The 16,210-nt window shown below is 50.7% G+C and carries 10 protein-coding genes and 1 tRNA gene; 6 read left to right on the top strand and 5 right to left on the bottom strand.

The window, feature by feature from the left end; genetic code table 11:
- The first annotated feature begins 93 nt into the window (after positions 1–93).
- The 3 genes from GK091_RS23480 to GK091_RS23490 all read left to right on the top strand — a co-directional run bounded on the left by GK091_RS23480 (position 94) and on the right by GK091_RS23490 (position 4,649).
- Positions 94–1,662 (top strand): RagB/SusD family nutrient uptake outer membrane protein, encoded by a 1,569-nt coding sequence (locus tag GK091_RS23480; RefSeq protein WP_164042601.1) that lies wholly within the window; start codon positions 94–96, stop codon positions 1,660–1,662.
- A 45-nt stretch (positions 1,663–1,707) separates the two neighbouring features.
- Positions 1,708–2,799, top strand: a complete 1,092-nt coding sequence (locus GK091_RS23485) for an IPT/TIG domain-containing protein (RefSeq protein WP_164042603.1) — start codon at positions 1,708–1,710, stop codon at positions 2,797–2,799.
- A 167-nt stretch (positions 2,800–2,966) separates the two neighbouring features.
- Complete coding sequence (locus GK091_RS23490) at positions 2,967–4,649, top strand: glycosyl hydrolase (RefSeq protein WP_246202364.1); 1,683 nt, start codon at positions 2,967–2,969, stop codon at positions 4,647–4,649.
- Between the two features lie 14 nt (positions 4,650–4,663).
- Here GK091_RS23490 and GK091_RS23495 read toward each other — a convergent pair whose 3' ends face one another.
- A complete protein-coding gene (locus GK091_RS23495; RefSeq protein WP_164042605.1) occupies positions 4,664–5,431 on the bottom strand; it encodes a cyclase family protein in 768 nt (255 codons plus the stop codon).
- 122 nt (positions 5,432–5,553) lie between these two features.
- On the opposite strand from GK091_RS23495, the gene GK091_RS23500 reads away from it, so the two are divergent.
- Positions 5,554–6,999, top strand: a complete 1,446-nt coding sequence (locus tag GK091_RS23500) for a BNR-4 repeat-containing protein (RefSeq protein ID WP_164042607.1) — start codon at positions 5,554–5,556, stop codon at positions 6,997–6,999.
- A 67-nt stretch (positions 7,000–7,066) separates the two neighbouring features.
- Here GK091_RS23500 and GK091_RS23505 read toward each other — a convergent pair whose 3' ends face one another.
- Complete coding sequence (locus tag GK091_RS23505; RefSeq protein ID WP_164042609.1) at positions 7,067–9,631, bottom strand: M14 metallopeptidase family protein; 2,565 nt, start codon at positions 9,629–9,631, stop codon at positions 7,067–7,069.
- A 185-nt stretch (positions 9,632–9,816) separates the two neighbouring features.
- Here GK091_RS23505 and GK091_RS23510 point away from each other — a divergent pair.
- A tRNA-Glu gene (locus GK091_RS23510) sits at positions 9,817–9,888 on the top strand.
- Between the two features lie 707 nt (positions 9,889–10,595).
- On the top strand, positions 10,596–12,443 hold the full coding sequence (locus GK091_RS23515) for a hypothetical protein (RefSeq protein ID WP_164042610.1): 1,848 nt from the start codon (positions 10,596–10,598) through the stop codon (positions 12,441–12,443).
- 344 nt (positions 12,444–12,787) lie between these two features.
- On the opposite strand, the gene GK091_RS23520 is transcribed toward GK091_RS23515, so the two are convergent.
- The 3 genes from GK091_RS23520 to GK091_RS23530 all read right to left on the bottom strand — a co-directional run bounded on the left by GK091_RS23520 (position 12,788) and on the right by GK091_RS23530 (position 16,084).
- Positions 12,788–13,255 carry a hypothetical protein gene (locus tag GK091_RS23520; protein WP_164042612.1) on the bottom strand — a complete coding sequence of 156 codons (468 nt, stop codon included), beginning with the start codon at positions 13,253–13,255 and terminating at the stop codon, positions 12,788–12,790.
- 549 nt (positions 13,256–13,804) lie between these two features.
- Positions 13,805–13,966: a hypothetical protein gene (locus GK091_RS23525; RefSeq protein WP_164042615.1), complete on the bottom strand. Its 162-nt coding sequence runs from the start codon at positions 13,964–13,966 to the stop codon at positions 13,805–13,807.
- A 378-nt stretch (positions 13,967–14,344) separates the two neighbouring features.
- Positions 14,345–16,084 (bottom strand): alpha-amylase family protein, encoded by a 1,740-nt coding sequence (locus GK091_RS23530; protein ID WP_164042617.1) that lies wholly within the window; start codon positions 16,082–16,084, stop codon positions 14,345–14,347.
- Positions 16,085–16,210 lie beyond the last annotated feature (126 nt).

Genomic DNA, 16,210 nt, shown 5'->3' on the forward strand with positions numbered 1-16,210 from the left:
AGCGGGCTGAAGCACAACGCTTTATTGCGCCGGACCTATTTCACCATAGACGGGTTCACTCGTTCGCTCATTCACTCTTTCACTTTTTAAAAGATGAAACTCAAGCCACTATATGCGTTGATGATTCCGGCAGCTTTGTTGTCGGCGTGCTCGAAAGAGTACATCGAGCGGCCTTCGCTGTCCGGCACCACAACCGGAAACTATTATACTAACGCGGAAGAGGTACGGGCTGCAACCAGTACGCTCTACAGCGGTCTGCCCTGGCGCAACTACGAAAGCCGGGCGCAGGACGCCATTGGCGACGTGATGTCGGGCAACATGTTTACGTATACCGACGTCGAATACCTGAACTTCACGGTTTCGTCGGCTTCCGAGCGAATCGGTGCCGCCTGGGGTGCGTTTTACAAGATCATTGGCTATGCCAACGTGATGATCAAAACGTTTGAAGAAAAGAAAGCTGCGGGTGGTAGCGCGGCTTATCTGGACCCGGCCATTGCGGAGTGTCATTTCATTCGCGGTACGGTCTATTTCTACATTGCCCGGACCTGGGGCGCGGCTCCCATTATTACCGATCCTGGTGAAACGGCCCTGTCGGGTAATTTCAACATCCCGCGTTATCTGCAAAAAGACGTGTTGCGGTTTGCTCTGGAGGAGTTGAAACTGGCCGAAACGGGTTTGCCCGAGTCGGATGCGGCAGGACGGCTGACAAAATATTCGGCTAAAGGGATGATGTCGAAACTGTATCTGTACAGCAAAGACTACGCGAATGCCAAAACGAAAGCCGATGAAGTAATCAGCTCCGGGCGGTACAGTCTGGTTAGTGACTACAACGGCATGTTCACGAAAATGAGCATGAACAACAACTCAGAGTCGTTATTCTCGATTCAGCATCAGTTGGCCTCTGACCCCTGGGGAACCGGCAACTTGAAGAATCCGGACCGGGGCGCGGGCAATCTGCGCACTGCTGAAGCCGATGCGTGGGAGATGTATGTGCCGTCGCTCGACATCCTGAAAGAATACGAGTTTGGTGATCTGCGTCGGAAATGGTCAGTGATGGAACACGGCTGGACTAATCCGAACTGGAAACCACAACGGGCCAATGCACCGAAGTACAATGCGTTCATGGCCAATGGATTCAAATACGATACCCTACAGCCTACCGAAGATGGTGGTAACCTGAACGCTACCCGCTCCAACATTGCCAAGTACTTCGCCGGTCCCGGTAAAAGTTTTGGTAGTGAGGCCGTTCTGGGTCAAAGTTCAGGAAACAACGTGGTGCTGCTGCGGTACGCCGATATTTTGCTGATCTACGCCGAAGCAACGCTGGCGGGCGGACAGTCGACCAGTGACGCCAAAGCGCTCGATGCGTTGAATAAAGTGCGGACCCGCGCTGGCCTGACAGCTAAAACGGCGTTTACACTTGACGATATTCTGCACGAACGCCGGGTTGAGTTTGCATTCGAAGGGGATTACTGGTACGACATTCAGCGTCAGGGTTTTGCGAAGGCAAAAACGATGATCGAGAAACAGAACCGGGGCACCGTGACCGGGGCTAATTACATCACCAACTTCACCGAAGACAAGATGTATCTGCCCATTCCGTCCGGTGAGATCGTGCAGGACCCAGAATTGGGTAAAGAGCCTGTTCCCTATTACAAATAGGTCGTCTTAACCCCCACGTAATCAATCACCCAACGAAACAAACAAATGAAAGTCAATAGATTCACGCGAATAGCGAGCTTATCGGTACTGACGGTACTGACCGGTTTTGTGATAAGCGCCTGCGAAAAAGATACGGATGGAAGCCCGCAGATTGCGCCGGGTAATCCGGTGGCCACTGCACTCTCTCCCGACTCGGCATCGGGCGGAACCCTGATTACGCTCACCGGTTCGGGGCTGGGCGATATGCGTACGATCATGTTCGATAAACAGAACGTACCGGCTGGGTTTCAGTCGACACTGAACACCGATAATGCGATCATGTTCCGGGTTCCTAACGAAGTGGTGGGCGGTGCGCAGAACATTGTGTTCACCAACAGTGCCGGACGAACGCTGACCGTTCCGTTCCGAGCACTGGCCTACCCAACCGTTGCCGATGCGACGAACTACAATTTCTCGGCGGGAACCGAGATTACGCTCACCGGCAATAACCTGAGCGATGTCAGCGCGGTGATGCTGTCCGATTCGGTCAAGGGTATTTCGGACCCGGTTACGATTGTGTCCAAGAGTCAAAAACAACTGGTTGTCAAAATGCCAGCTTCCACGCTGAGCCGTGCTACGCTGACCATAACGAACAGCACCGGGCGTATGCGTACTAAACAGGAGTTTGTGAACATCGACAAGGCGTATACAATCTTTACGGATGCCTACGGTGCTGGCTTCCAGGACGGTTCGTGGGGCGATGCGGCTGTCGTATCGACTAAGGAGTTCAAAACCGGGAAGGCTTCGATTGGCAAAAACTTCCAGAAGGGCAACTGGCACCTGATCGCCTTTGCCAACTGGTCATCAGCCATTCCGTATTCGGCCGATTACACGTACGTAACGGGCTGGATCAAGGGCGGTTCGGCTGATTATTCGCTCTACCTGACAACGGATGCAGGCAAAGGCGGTTTCGGCGATTTCAATGACAAGAATAAGATCGACGTAAAGGCGGGGACCTGGACCTACTTCAAATTCAAGATCTCCGACATCGATTTCTGGATACCCGGCAAAAACCTGACGCAGGTTGGCTTCCGAATCCAGGGACCGAACAACCAGGATGAAACGTTCTATTTCGACGACATCATGTTGGTTAAATAAAAAGTAGTCAACGCGAGAGGCAGGTAAAACTTGCCTCTCGCGTTAGTATACCTCTCCACCTAGTTTCGCTGACTTCACCGCGCGAATTGATCCAATAGTACGTCTTAGTGGGTAGTTTAGAGGCTGTGTTTCGCAGCTTTCCAGCTACTGCTTTATCTTACTTTTTTATGCTTATCAGTTTACGTACCTGGTTACGGCAAACGGTTCGCGCCTGCTGGCAAACGCGGGCGTTCGCCCTGGCTTCATGCCTGACTGCTGCCTCGACCGGCTTTGCGACTAACCCAATTCGAATCGACACCGAAACCAGTCAGCATAAAGAATTCAGCCCCGTTCAGGCCGTACAGGCGTTATCCGACTCGTCGGGAAACGGTTATTCGAGGACCCCGGCTAGGAAATCACCTACGGTTATTCCGTTAGTAAACGGTCGGGCTGAGGCTGAATTAGGTGATCTGACCGGTGTCGAGGTGGCCTTTGCAAATCCCGGCTTTTCGGGAACCGGCTATGTAACGGGTATCGATAGTCTGACGGATAAGTTACGTATGACGTTCAGTGCGTCGGCTGGCCTTTATGAGCTGACCATCGGTTACGCGTCTCCCCGTGGCAATAAAGGTGTCAATTTTCAGATCAATGACGAAAAAGGACAGGGGACGCTCCGGCAAACTTCGACCGGTTTTCAGGCGAACGAACTGGGTAAAGTGCTGCTGCACGATGGGTTAAATACCATCACGATCTATCGCGGGTGGGGTCATTTCGACGTCGACTACATTCAATTGACGCCCACGACGGCTACCTTGCCCGCCAAGCCACCAAAGGCGCTCGTTGATGCTCAAGCCACGCTGTCGACCAAGGGTTTATTTTCATTTTTGGTTGATCAGTATGGCAATAAGACTATCGCCGGTCAACAGGATGATGTAGAATACATTGTGGAAAAAACGGGTAAAGAACCGGCCATCGGTTCGTTCGATCTGATGGACTACTCGCCGACGCGTATTCAACACGGCGTCAAACCCCAGCGAACCAGCGAAGCCATCATCGACTGGGCGAAAAAAGGGGACGGTCGGGGTATCGTTAGCCTGTTGTGGCACTGGAACGCTCCGGCCGATCTAATCAATCAGGCTCCGGGTAAACTATGGTGGCGCGGTTTTTATACCGACGCGACGACTTTCGACCTCGCGGCTGTGCTGGCTGATACGAACGCAGAGCAGTATCAGCTTTTAGTACGGGATATTGACACGATTGCGGTGCAACTAAAGAAGTTTCAGGCGGCCGATGTGCCGGTCCTGTGGCGACCGCTCCACGAAGCGCCGGGGGGGTGGTTCTGGTGGGGGGCTAAAGGAGCCGGGCCCTACAAAGAACTCTGGCACATTGTATACAACCGGCTTACCAAGTACCACCAGCTGCATAACCTAATTTGGGTGTATACGGCTACGGATACATTTAACGCTGACTGGTATCCCGGCGATCAGTATGTCGATATTGTTGGGATGGATATTTACGCCGACTCAACGGCCAACATGAGCGGAAGCTGGGCCAGCGCACAAGCCCAACTAAACGGGAAGAAGCTTGTGACGCTATCGGAGACGGGAAATCTGCCTAACCCGGAAAAAATTCGTGGTTTCAAGACGTACTGGGCCTGGTTTTCGGCCTGGACAGGAACGGATTATATCAAAAAACAGTCACCTGATTTACTCAAAGCGGTATTTACTGACGCCGATGTCATCACCCGGGACGAACTACCCGATTGGCGGTCTCCCGTTACATCGCGGCTGCCGGATCAGACGGGTGGTAGTAGTACCACAACAAATACACCCACCAAATCCAATCGGACGCGTATCAACAAAGGTCGCTAATAGTGCGTTTCGACTTACTCATCCAATAGGGCTACCACGCGGGCAGGAGCGGCCGAGGCCCCAACGATATTGAGCGGAAACACACAAACCTTAAAACCAGAAGCGGGTAAGGCATCCAGATTGACGAGCTGCTCCATGTGGCAGTATTCCTGCTCCCGGCCAACCAGATGCGCCTGCCAGAATAGTTCGGAGTCGCCACTTTGTTTCGCCTGTTTGATCATGTAAGGAAGCGGTAAGTCCCAGCCCCATTGATCGATGCCCATCACCCGAATGCCCTGATCGATCAACCAGCGGGTAGCCTCCGAACTCATGCCGGTTCCCTTTTCCGGGAATTCTTTCGTGCCGTTCAATTTGTCGCGACCCGTGCGGATCAGGACGATCATCGCCGGTTTAAGAACCGTTTCTGCCTTTTGAAGCGCATCTTGTAGGTCGGCGACGGTGATCGGGTCAAAATCCGCTTTATGGCTCATATCGATGACAACGCCATCGCCGTAGCACCAGTCAAGCGGCACCTGATCAATCGTTTTAGCCGGTTGTCCAGCCACCGTGGGCGCGTAGTGCCAGGGTGCATCCAGGTGTGTCGTCGAATGAACGCCCATTGATTGGATCGTGTCGTCGGCCCAACCCATGAAGTCTTTGGGAAACAGGCGGAAGGGGAGCCCCAGCAGCCGGATCAGCCATTTGGCCTTGTGGTGGGGTTTATGCTTGATCTTGACCTTCATAAACCACGGGTCAGTTGCGTTGTAACGAATCGGCTTAGACAGGTCGATGATGCGTGGCATACCAAAAGAAGTTACTAGGATACAAACGGCGTAAAGGTAGGCAACCGCTCTCTTTATTTGGGTAGAAGCGATCCAATAAACCGCTTTGTGAACACGAAAACTGGTTTACTTTATCTTTCCGAATGATACGTATAATCCTGATCGTATTGTGTCTGTCTCTACCACGTACGGATTACGCGCAGACGCTCAATGAAAAGGCCACTGGCTATCGCGGTATCTGGTATTTTATCGGGGCAACCAAAAATGAGTATGCCTACAAATACAGCGGAGGGTTAGGGACGTATCCGGCGAATCACTACCCGTTTTCGGTCTATGCACCAGCGGTCGACCGAACGTTCTTCTGCTACGGTGGCGTAACAGATTCGACATCCCGTGAGCTGTACCACATGGTTGGCTACTTCGATCATAAGACAGGGCTGGTTTGCCGACCTACGCTTCTGCTGAAAAAAGGGACTGACGACGCCCACGATAACCCAGTTATTCAACTCGACGGGCAGGGTTATGTCTGGGTGTTTTCAACTTCACATGGTACCGAACGACCCTCGTTCATCCATCGTAGCCGTAAACCGTACGACATAAGCGCCTTCGAGTCGATTCCGGCGACGCGCCTTGATGAGAAAGGGCAGCGGATTCCGTTCGACAACTTTTCGTACCTGCAAACCTACTACCAGAAAGGAAGGGGATTCCTCAACCTGATGACCCATTACGACCGCAATGTGCTGGTATACGGAGCCAACAAACCCCGTCGAACGATCGCGTTCATCACGAGTCCGGATGGAGTCACCTGGTCGGCATGGCACGATCTGGCGACGATCGAAGAAGGGCACTACCAGACCAGTGGATACTGGAAAAACAAGATAGGTAGCGCTTTCAATTACCACCCAAACACCAAAGTAGGTGCTGGCCTGGATTACCGCACGAACGTGTATTACGTCGAAACAGACGATTTTGGCAAAACCTGGCATTCGGCGAATGGTAAATCGGTCCAGCTGCCACTGGCAGAAATTAGCAATCCGGCCTTGGTAAAGGACTACAAAAGTATGGGCTTGAATGCGTACATCAGCGACGTAGCGTATGATAGCGCCGGGCGACCGATCATTCTCTACATCACCAGTAAAGGGCCCGAACCTGGTCCTGCGAATGGGCCATTTGTCTGGCACGTAGCTCACTGGACGGGGAGCCAATGGGGTATTTATGACGTGGTTCAGTCAGATCACAACTACGACATGGGTTCGCTTTATGTGGAAGGCAATACCTGGCGAATTATTGGCCCCGCCGAAGCAGGTCCGCAACCCTATGGCACGGGTGGTAATCTGGTCCTGCTGGAAAGCCGCGATCAGGGAAAACGCTGGACAAAGACGAAAGCTATCACGGCCAACACCGTCCGGAATCAAACTTACCCCCGGCGTCCGGTTGATGTGCATCCTGGGTTTTATGCCTTCTGGGCCGATGGAAATGCCCGTCAGCCATCAGCATCGTTTCTTTATTTCTGCGATCAGAACGGTGCGGTTTTTCAATTGCCTACAGACATGAAGGCCGATCTGGAGAAACCTATTCCCGTGAAGTAACAGGTAGGTAAGCCACGAAGCACGAAGAGCACCCCTATGGATGCTCTTCGTGGCTCAATTAATTTGTTTAGTTACCAACCATAAACACGGCATTGCCAAAGAGCAGTTTGCCGTTGTACCAGAAGCCTCGGAAAAGTGGGTCGTCGGCCAGATAAACTACGCTGCCCCGGCCATACGACTGAACGCCCATCAGCAGTGTATTTTTCAGCTTGTCTTTCGCATTTTTTCCCGAAAAGCCAGCTACGTAATTGTCCGCTTTCAGGTAGCCAACGTTCCAGCCGTCTTTCAGGAAATCGTAATTCAATGTGTTCTGAACGAGTGTATAATAACCGCCCGTCAGACCAAAGCCCAGCGGGTGGGTGGTGTCGATGTTAACGCGGTAAATACTACCCGGTGTTTCGTCGGAAATTGTTGCCCGTTCGCGATCGCCGTACAGTTTCAGCGAATCGGCCTGATTCCCTTTGTCTTTAGGCTTGTCCTTGCCGCCCTTATCCTCTTTTTCTTTCAGATCGAACCCTTCTTTACCCGCTAGAAACGACGTAGCCCGTTCCAGTGCGATGAGCTTACCCCCGGCCCGAATCCATTCCCTGATCGAAGTCAGTACTTTATCATTCAGAAAGCGAGCGTAATTGTAGTTCGTTGGCAGGATCAGCACATCGAGTTTATTCCATTCGGCCGTTGCCAGCGAATTGCCATCAAGCAGGGTGATGGGGTAGTTGAGTTCCTGATCGAAAAAATGCCAGACTTCACCCGCTGCCGGAGGAGGAGTACCTTCACCCACAACAACAGCCACGCGGGGCGCTTTCAGGCCCGTTACAAAATCAGATCCGAAGTCAGAGCCCTTAGTGACGAAACCGGTCTGTACGGGCGTTATGTCGGCCCCTACTTTGGTGGCTTCGGCCCGAATAAGCGCGTCGAAACGATCCCCGAACCGCTCGTTACCGGCCCGCGTCACGATCAGGGTTCCCGATGGATAGGTCTTATTTTCCAACTCGAACGGTTTTTCGGCGGCCCTGACCCGTACCTTTTGTTTCAGCAGGCCAGCCAGCAACTGTACGGCTGGCAGCGACTGCCACCGGGCCACATAGGCATACGGCTTCGTAATCGTGGTAGACGCGGGTGCGCTGGTCGTTGCCGACTGCGAGGTGGTGGGCGTTAATCGGGTCGTTAGGCCATACGTTTGCAGGCCAAAGGCGTAGGGTAGAGACCAGGCCGTAATGTCATACGTCGCCGAATCTTCCAGTGCCGAATTTGGCTCGAACAGAATTTTGAGCAGCGTCGATTTCGGCTGATACGCGCTGATGACCATGTCTTCGGCAGCGACTGATACACTTTTTTCGTTTTTCTGACTCGTATAGTTGAATCCGGTCAGCGTTTGCCCCTTTCCGGCATAGCCATACGTAATCTTGTTGCGATCCAGTAGTTGCTGAAGCGCCTTTAGTCGTCCAGCGTCGCCATTCGATTTGACGACATAGCTTTTGTATGGGCCGACGGGCGAGTTGCGCGACTTGTCGAAAAACTGACCAAACTCTTTCACGACTTCCGCCGGACGGTCGGCCACGGATTCGAGCGTGGCAATGCTGGCCACATAATGGTGGTCGATGCGTTGGCGAAGGGTCAGCGTATCCCCGTCTCGTTTCTCGATAGCGAGTCCCGCGCGGGTGTTGCCACCCTGCTCGTAGGTCATGCCGATGGCCCCATTATAGGTTGGATAGGTATCCCCGTAGCTTGGGTAAAACAGGTCGAAGCGTTCACGTGTGTAATACAGCCAGCCATTTTTATCGAAATAACGACTGCAATACTGACCGATCGTTTGCTGGAACTGCCGCTGAAATGGCGTAATGTCTTCGTGATACGGCTTAGCCGATGGCGCAAAATAATACGGACTTTCAACGCCCATTTCGTGGAAGTCACCGTGTAGGTGCGGCATCCATTGCTGATAGAGCGCCATGCGCTGCTGCGTAATTTCCTGCGTTTGCCAGGCCCAGTCGCGGTTTGGATCGAACAGGTAGTGCGTATAGCGACCGCCCGGCCAGGGTTCGTTGTGTTCGCGGGCAAACGGCGTAGGGTCCGGATTCTGGCCCATCATCTGATTGTACCAGTTCACGTACCGGTCGTGCCCATCAGGATTCAGGCCGGGATCGAGAATGACAACCGACGTATTCATAATTTTCTGTGAGACCGGATCGGATGTGTTCAACAGGCGATACAACACCTCCATAAACGCTTCTGAGCTGACAGCCTCATTGCCGTGAACGTTGTAGCTGAGCCACGCAATCGGGGGCTGAGTCGCGTTTGAGGGCTGGCCATCGACCATACCGATGCGTTTCAGGTTGTTCGTCCGAATCTCCTCGAGCCGGGCCAGATTCGCTTCCGAAGCAACGGCCACCGCCATCAACTGGCGTCCCTCGTGCGTTGTGCCGTAGGGGAGGAGTTTAACGCGGGTGGGCATTTGTCGGGCAACTTGTTCAGCGTAAGCCAGGACCCGGTAGTGCGGTGTAAACCGTTCACCGATCTTGTAGCCGAGAAATTGAGCGGGTGAATCCAGCCGGGAGGAGGCCGGGCTGGTCGTTTGCGATGACGCTGACAGCGACGCGACCAGAAGGCCCGCCAGCAGCAAAAGGTGTTTCATGAATCAGGTTGAAAAAAATAAAAAAGCTAACGTCCTCAAAAATAGCAGTAAATCGCGGAGGAACGCTTTTTTTGAAAAAATTTTGGCGATAGGTATTGCATTATTAAAACATCGCTTTACCTTTGCACCACGATTCGACAACGAAGCAGCGGTAACGCAAAAACGTTGGGTCTTGGACACAAGATGGCCGATTCGTCTAGCGGTTAGGACATCGCCCTTTCACGGCGGTAACACGGGTTCGATTCCCGTATCGGTCACTAACAGAGTATACAGCTCCACAAAACCCGCCCATAAAGCGGGTTTTGTGTTTTTACCCGTTCCCGTCAAAAAGCGTTCCGTCCACATCCGCGCATACATCATGCTGATGTGTCCCTTCTGAAGCTGTGGGCTAGACTTTCCACAATAGGTTTTTTACCATTATACTACTGTGGAATATATACAGATTGCCAATCGACAACTTATTGATTTAAAACAGAGCTGTTTTACCAGTTAAAGTTTTATAATGTCTCAAACTGACAATAAGTTGTCCCAAATTGAAAAGCACGACCAAAGAGCAGATTATACCTTGCTGAAGGGTTTCGATTCCCCATAATCGTTATTCATCAAGGTATAATCTGCTCTTTTTATGTGTATACTATTACCCATGATTGGCTTGTACTGCCTGTTCTGTCTTCTACGGAACCGTGAAATTGACTGGCGTATAAGTTATCTACAGGCAACACTCTTGCTTGTTTTATACACGGCACTGTCAACAGAATTATTGTCTGTCAGTCACTCGCTCACCAGTAGTGCGGTGTGTGTAAGCTGGGCGTTATTAGTGAGCGTACTCGCCACTGCACTGTATAGAAAAAGAAAATTTACGTTTCCATCCAGCATTTCTCTCCGCTATAAGCAGTTACCTCCTGGCTTTTTACTAATTGTTGTCACATGGGTGTTGCCCCTTATAGTTCTTGCCCTCTACTGTATGCCCAATAATCAGGATGGACTTAGTTATCATCTTGTGCGAATACAGCATTGGATTCAGAACAAAAATGTCTCCTATTATCCGACGAACTTCACTGTTCAGAATTACTACAATGTCTTGTCGGAGTACACTATTCTGCATAGTCAATTACTGAGCGGTTCAGACTATTTTATGAATTCCATCCAGTGTTTGGCTATGCTAAGCTCATTACTGGCCGCATCACTGATTGCACAAGAGTTAGGAGCTACAACGCGTGGACAATGGCTAACAGCAGTACTCGTGCTTACATTGCCGATGGGTATTTTGCAAAGTACGACGACACAGAATGACTATTTGACCGGCTATTTTACCTTATCCGCTATTTATCTGGGTATTCGTTTAATCAGACGTGGTCCTCATCAGAAAGCCTATATAGGCTATTTAGCCTTGGCAATCGCTCTCGGGGGCTTCACCAAATATTCCTTTTTCCTGATTGCTTTTCCTTTTGTTGCCTGGTTTGGTATTGAATACATCTATCGCTATGGGTGGTGGGCAGGAGTCAACTTAGCAGTCGTGTGTTTACTCGTTTTACTCGCTATATATGGCCCCTTCTGGTACCGAAACTACCAGGTATTAGGCTCTATTTTGAGCCCTTCTTCTGACTCTCCGCTATTTCTGGATAGCTACAGTAATGAGCGCTTAACCGGGCAAAGTTTACTGTCCAGTCTAAGCAAAAATCTGGTTATGCATCTGGCCTTGCCCAGCCAGAATTACAACGATGCGCTACTGTCTGGGATGTATTCCTTCCATCGCTACCTAGGCATTAATATAAGCGATCCGGCAACGACGATGGGAGACTACAAACTCACGTTCACAATCAATGAGGATACATCGACGAACTGCCTTCATCTGCTCCTGGCCATCGTATCCGGGATAATCGTTTGCGTACGTCCTACAGACCGCGTGATTCGTACATACGGACTTTGCCTTGTAGGCGGTTTATTGATGTACTCGGCTGGTTTCAAATGGCAATACTTTCACTCCCGGACACAACTACCACTCTTTCTGTTAGCGGCTCCCTTCACTGCACAGGTAGTAGCCAGTCAACTGACAAATCATTCACGCTGGATAAGTTTCCTTAGTGTAGTGTTGCTGGTTACGGCACTGCCCTACATTTACAGCAACAATGGAAAAAATATAATTCCTGTTCGATCGCTGGTTAAACAGATTGTCGGTTATTCGCCGGCGTCGGTTAGTTCGGCCAGTTTTCCGTCGTATCTGTCCAGAGAAAGGCTGACGCAAAAGCTGGCTGAAATTGGCTATAAACCCAATCCTGTTGACCCCGACTGGTATGATTGTAAGCTAAACGAACATCCTGCATACGCACTGCTCGAAGAAATAGGCTATCTACCGCCCAGTGAGCCCAGCATATGGACTGTAAAAAAACGGCAGGACTTCTTCTTCGTACTGACTGAATCGAAAAAATCGGAATGGGATCAAATCGTGGCGATTCTGAAAAAAGGAAATCATACATCCATTGGAATCATGATCGAAGGGCCAGATCTTGTTTACCCATTATGGACATTGACGAAAAATGCGCTTAACCAGCCTGTCACCATCAACTATGTCTATTTCCCTGCTGTACTTAACCAGCTTGATTACAACCGGTTAACGGACTCGTATTCGTGTATAATTTCTAATTTGGGCTACACACAAAATCTCTTATCTACAGGCTCCGTAAAGAAAAAGCATCAGGTTGGGACCTATCAGGTAATTGAGCTAACAGAGCCTTCCCGGCTTGTTTACGATTCTCGTCCAAAAATGAAGTCGCTAAAGAAAGTACCTGTTTTAGCCCAAAACAACTTGTAAGCAGATATCGTAAGGCGACTCACGGGGAAACGTGGAGCTACTTCGGGTGGGTTACTATACCGAGCGAGTAAAAATTGACAGTTCGTCGGGTCGATCCGAACCGCTTAAATGGGGCAGTGAATGGTCCGGATTGTGAACCATAATAGCCATAAAAGTCAGTAGCGGCTGATCGATCGATTATACAGATAGATCAGCCGCTACTGACTTTTACAAATTGATTTCGATGGTAAACTCAGCCGCAAAGTCTGACAACAGTTACGCTTTGATCAGGCTCACTACTGAACGTACTTTGGCTGAACGGGCGATGCGTTGTGCAGGAATTGGGCTATAAATCCTGTCAATGACTACTTTTGAGATCCGTCAACGGGTTCAACGACCGATTCGTCAGCAGGTTCAGCCACAGACTCATTAGTCGGTTCAGCCACGGACTCATCGATGGACTTGGTGATCGACTCATCAGCGGGGTCACCAACCAATTCATCCACAGGTTCCGTAGCCGGTTCAATGGGTCGTATGCTGATTGCGTTGGTACCAACAATTTTGGCCCGATACTCCCATCCTCGCTGGGACTTATTACCGAAGTACTCCTTGAGTAAGGGGTGCGATAACCGCGCTCCACTTTTGGCCGTATTTCTGCGCTCGATGGTGCAATGGATACGCTGATCGTCGGGTAGGGTTATTACGACAATTTTACCATGTTCACCAAAGTACGAATCAACACTGGCGGGCACGTTAATAATACCCTGTTTGTTACTGGCTGCCTGTGCGGTAATCGTAAAAGCGGGTTGAGTAGGTAGATTGCCTGTAGGCATAGTGGTTTGCTTATGTTTATAACACAAAGGTAGATAATAATAAATTCAGTATATACCATGCTGGATAGAAGTAGAAATTATTACTTCGACATACCCTTACCAGTGGACGGAATTTAGCAACAGCTGGCGAATCCTGTATAGTTCACACTGATCGCTCGATCGCCTGACAAATCAACCGTACGAATCTGGCTGATCGGTCGGGCTGACAATCTGTAACTAAGCTATCTGACAGCTAGTTAATGCAAGTCAATCAAGAAATATACCCTTCTGCGGGTAACGTTCCGTTCAGCAATTCACGCGTCCGTATATACGCTGTCTTATAGAGAACGTTGTGTCGTTCCGATGATTGTTACGCAGTCTGTAACTTAACGGTTCAGGTAAGGCAAATCGACCCATGAATTCGGTAGTTGCACGAAAACAGACTGGTTGTGGCGACCATCGCCCGGGGGTACGAACGTGTGATGCCGTCGTGTAATTGGTCTGGAGAATCGGGTTTTAATTCGCTACACCACTGCGCATCGATGACGCTGGAGTCGGGTTGTAAGGCAATCAGTTGAGCATAAAATAGCGGGTCGGACGTTGCGCTGAAGCCGATTTGTAGCAGTTGGTGCCATACAAGCAAGCCGCTGTCACGATCTGCTGACGGTTCAGGTTGTATAAATCAGGTAGCTGCCGATAATGCGCAGCAAGCGTCTGACTAAACGGAAACAACGGTTGATAAGGCTTCGGCTAAATAGACTTCCGTTATACTGTCGCTTCGTAGAACGTCTTTTTCGTTTCCGCGTACGGGATGTCCCTTTTCGATTGCGGGTTAGTACATTCATTCTGATTTACTTCGGTTACTATTTTTTGTTCCGGGTGGCCCCAAACAGGAAGGGTCGGCTTCACTTCACTCGCGGTTGCCTGCCCGCCTGGGTTTCTTGACTGATCAATCAACGTGTTCGTTACGACAGAAAAAGTACTTGGCGCTCGCATTGATCAGTGTCTCCAGGCATTTGAAGAAGCAGTCACGATGCAACGTCCAGCCGAAAGTCTGGTGTTAACGCGTAGTAGATCATTCAGCGCCCGGTAGTTGATAACAGGATCTTTTTAACTGGACAGCCGATACCACGTATAACCATAGGCCGGTAGCTGAGCGGTGTAGATACCAGTGGCGCCGACTGCACTCGACTGGTTATCGAGCAGATTGACCAGCTTGCGTTGACCTTTAGTGGTCGCATTGATGGCGCACTGTTGCGGCTCGGGGCTAAAGTTGTGGACTATGACTAAGGTACGACCCTGCCAGTTGTATTGGATAGCCAGTACATGGTCCGATTTTGTATCAAGTACTTTCCAGGCACCCAAACCTATTTCGGGGCATTGTTTGCGCAAACGGGCAAATCGGGACACTCGATTCAGGAGTGAAGCGGAGTCTGAACGCTGGGTAGCCACATTGACCTTCGAATACCCGTATGGTCCCTGACTGATCACCGGACGTACCATCTTCGTCCCCGTCGAAAAACCGGCGTTTGTACTGGTCGACCACTGCATGGGTGTCCGAACTGACAGACGTTCCTGCAACGTAAGGTCATCACCCATGCCAATTTCTTCGCCGTAGCGAATGACCGGCATGCTGGGCAGCGAAAACAGCAGGCTATACGCTAACTCAATCAAACGGGGATCACCCAACATAGGAGCCAGTCGGCGACGAATACCCCGGTCGTAGAGTTGCATGGTCGTGTCAGGGCCGAATTTGGCGTATACCTTGCTCCGTTCGGAATCGCTGAGTCGTCCTAAATCAATTTCGTCGTGGTTTCTCAGGAACTGGGCCCACTGGGCCGTTGGCGGAATGGCTTTGGTTTCGTTCAGCGCTTTCTTCAACGACGCAGTCTCCGCCGTTGCGAGCGCGTAGAAGAGGTGCTGGTTGGCAAAAAAGTTGAACATCATCTGCATGTTCTGGCCGTCCTTACCAAAATAAGGTTCCTGTTCTTTCGGATCAACGTTGGCTTCGCCCAGCAGAATGGCATCGCGCTTATGCCATTGAATATACTGGTGCAGCTGCGTAATGATGTCGAACTGATGGCTTGGTTTTTCCGGGTCGAAGTTAGCATCCGCTATCTCGATCAGGAAAGGAACGGCATCGACGCGGAAGCCGGCAACGCCTTTGTCCAGCCAGTAGCGGACAATTTTGCGCATTTCCCGCTGCACAGCCGGATTCTGCATATTCAGGTCGGGCTGAAAGTCATAGAAACGGTGATAATAGTACTCGCCAGCCTGCTTGTCGAATGTCCAGATCGCCTGTTGAACACCCGGAAATACCATGCCCTTGTTCCATTTCTCCGGCCTTTCTTTGGCCCAGACGTACCACGAACGATAGGGTGAATCGGTACGTTGTCTGGCCTGCCTGAACCACGGATGCTGATCGGACGTGTGATTGGTGACCAGATCCATCATGACACGAATGCCCTGCTGATTGGCCTGACGAATAAATTTGTCGAAATCCTGCGGTGTGCCCAGATTCGGGTCAACGCCGTAAAAATCAGCGATGTCATACCCGTCGTCCCTGTTCGGGGTAGGCTGAAACGGAGCCAGCCAAATCGTACCAACGCCTAACTGCTTCAGATAATCCAGCCGTTGGGTGAGACCCGTGAAGTCACCAATTCCGTTGCCGTCAGAATCCTGGAACACCTCAACATCAACGCTATAGATGAGGGTATTTTTGTACCATAACTCGTTCATAAAATCAGTTGGCGTGGGAGCGGGCGGTACTTTTTCTGATTCAGTTTCGGACGTATTCTGCTGGCAGGACGCAAGGAGGCCAAGGCACAGCATAAGAATAAGTGGTTTCATGACTATGAGTTGAGCGGATAACTACCTGTCAAATCCAACACGTTTGGGGAGCCTCCTGTTGGCATTCGCATCCTTTTCTTCATTGCCGGGCCTTTCCCTCGTCAGTATTTACCATCCATCAGGGAT

The organism is Spirosoma agri (assembly GCF_010747415.1).
Classification (GTDB): domain Bacteria; phylum Bacteroidota; class Bacteroidia; order Cytophagales; family Spirosomataceae; genus Spirosoma; species Spirosoma agri.

Coding starts and splice junctions, on each gene's coding strand:
- GK091_RS23515 (WP_164042610.1), top strand. CDS start 10,596: ATGCCCAATAATCAGGATGGACTTAGTTATCATCTTGTGCGAATACAG.
- GK091_RS23530 (WP_164042617.1), bottom strand. CDS start 16,084: ATGAAACCACTTATTCTTATGCTGTGCCTTGGCCTCCTTGCGTCCTGC.
- GK091_RS23485 (WP_164042603.1), top strand. CDS start 1,708: ATGAAAGTCAATAGATTCACGCGAATAGCGAGCTTATCGGTACTGACG.
- GK091_RS23500 (WP_164042607.1), top strand. CDS start 5,554: ATGATACGTATAATCCTGATCGTATTGTGTCTGTCTCTACCACGTACG.
- GK091_RS23495 (WP_164042605.1), bottom strand. CDS start 5,431: ATGCCACGCATCATCGACCTGTCTAAGCCGATTCGTTACAACGCAACT.
- GK091_RS23520 (WP_164042612.1), bottom strand. CDS start 13,255: ATGCCTACAGGCAATCTACCTACTCAACCCGCTTTTACGATTACCGCA.
- GK091_RS23505 (WP_164042609.1), bottom strand. CDS start 9,631: ATGAAACACCTTTTGCTGCTGGCGGGCCTTCTGGTCGCGTCGCTGTCA.
- GK091_RS23480 (WP_164042601.1), top strand. CDS start 94: ATGAAACTCAAGCCACTATATGCGTTGATGATTCCGGCAGCTTTGTTG.
- GK091_RS23490 (WP_246202364.1), top strand. CDS start 2,967: ATGCTTATCAGTTTACGTACCTGGTTACGGCAAACGGTTCGCGCCTGC.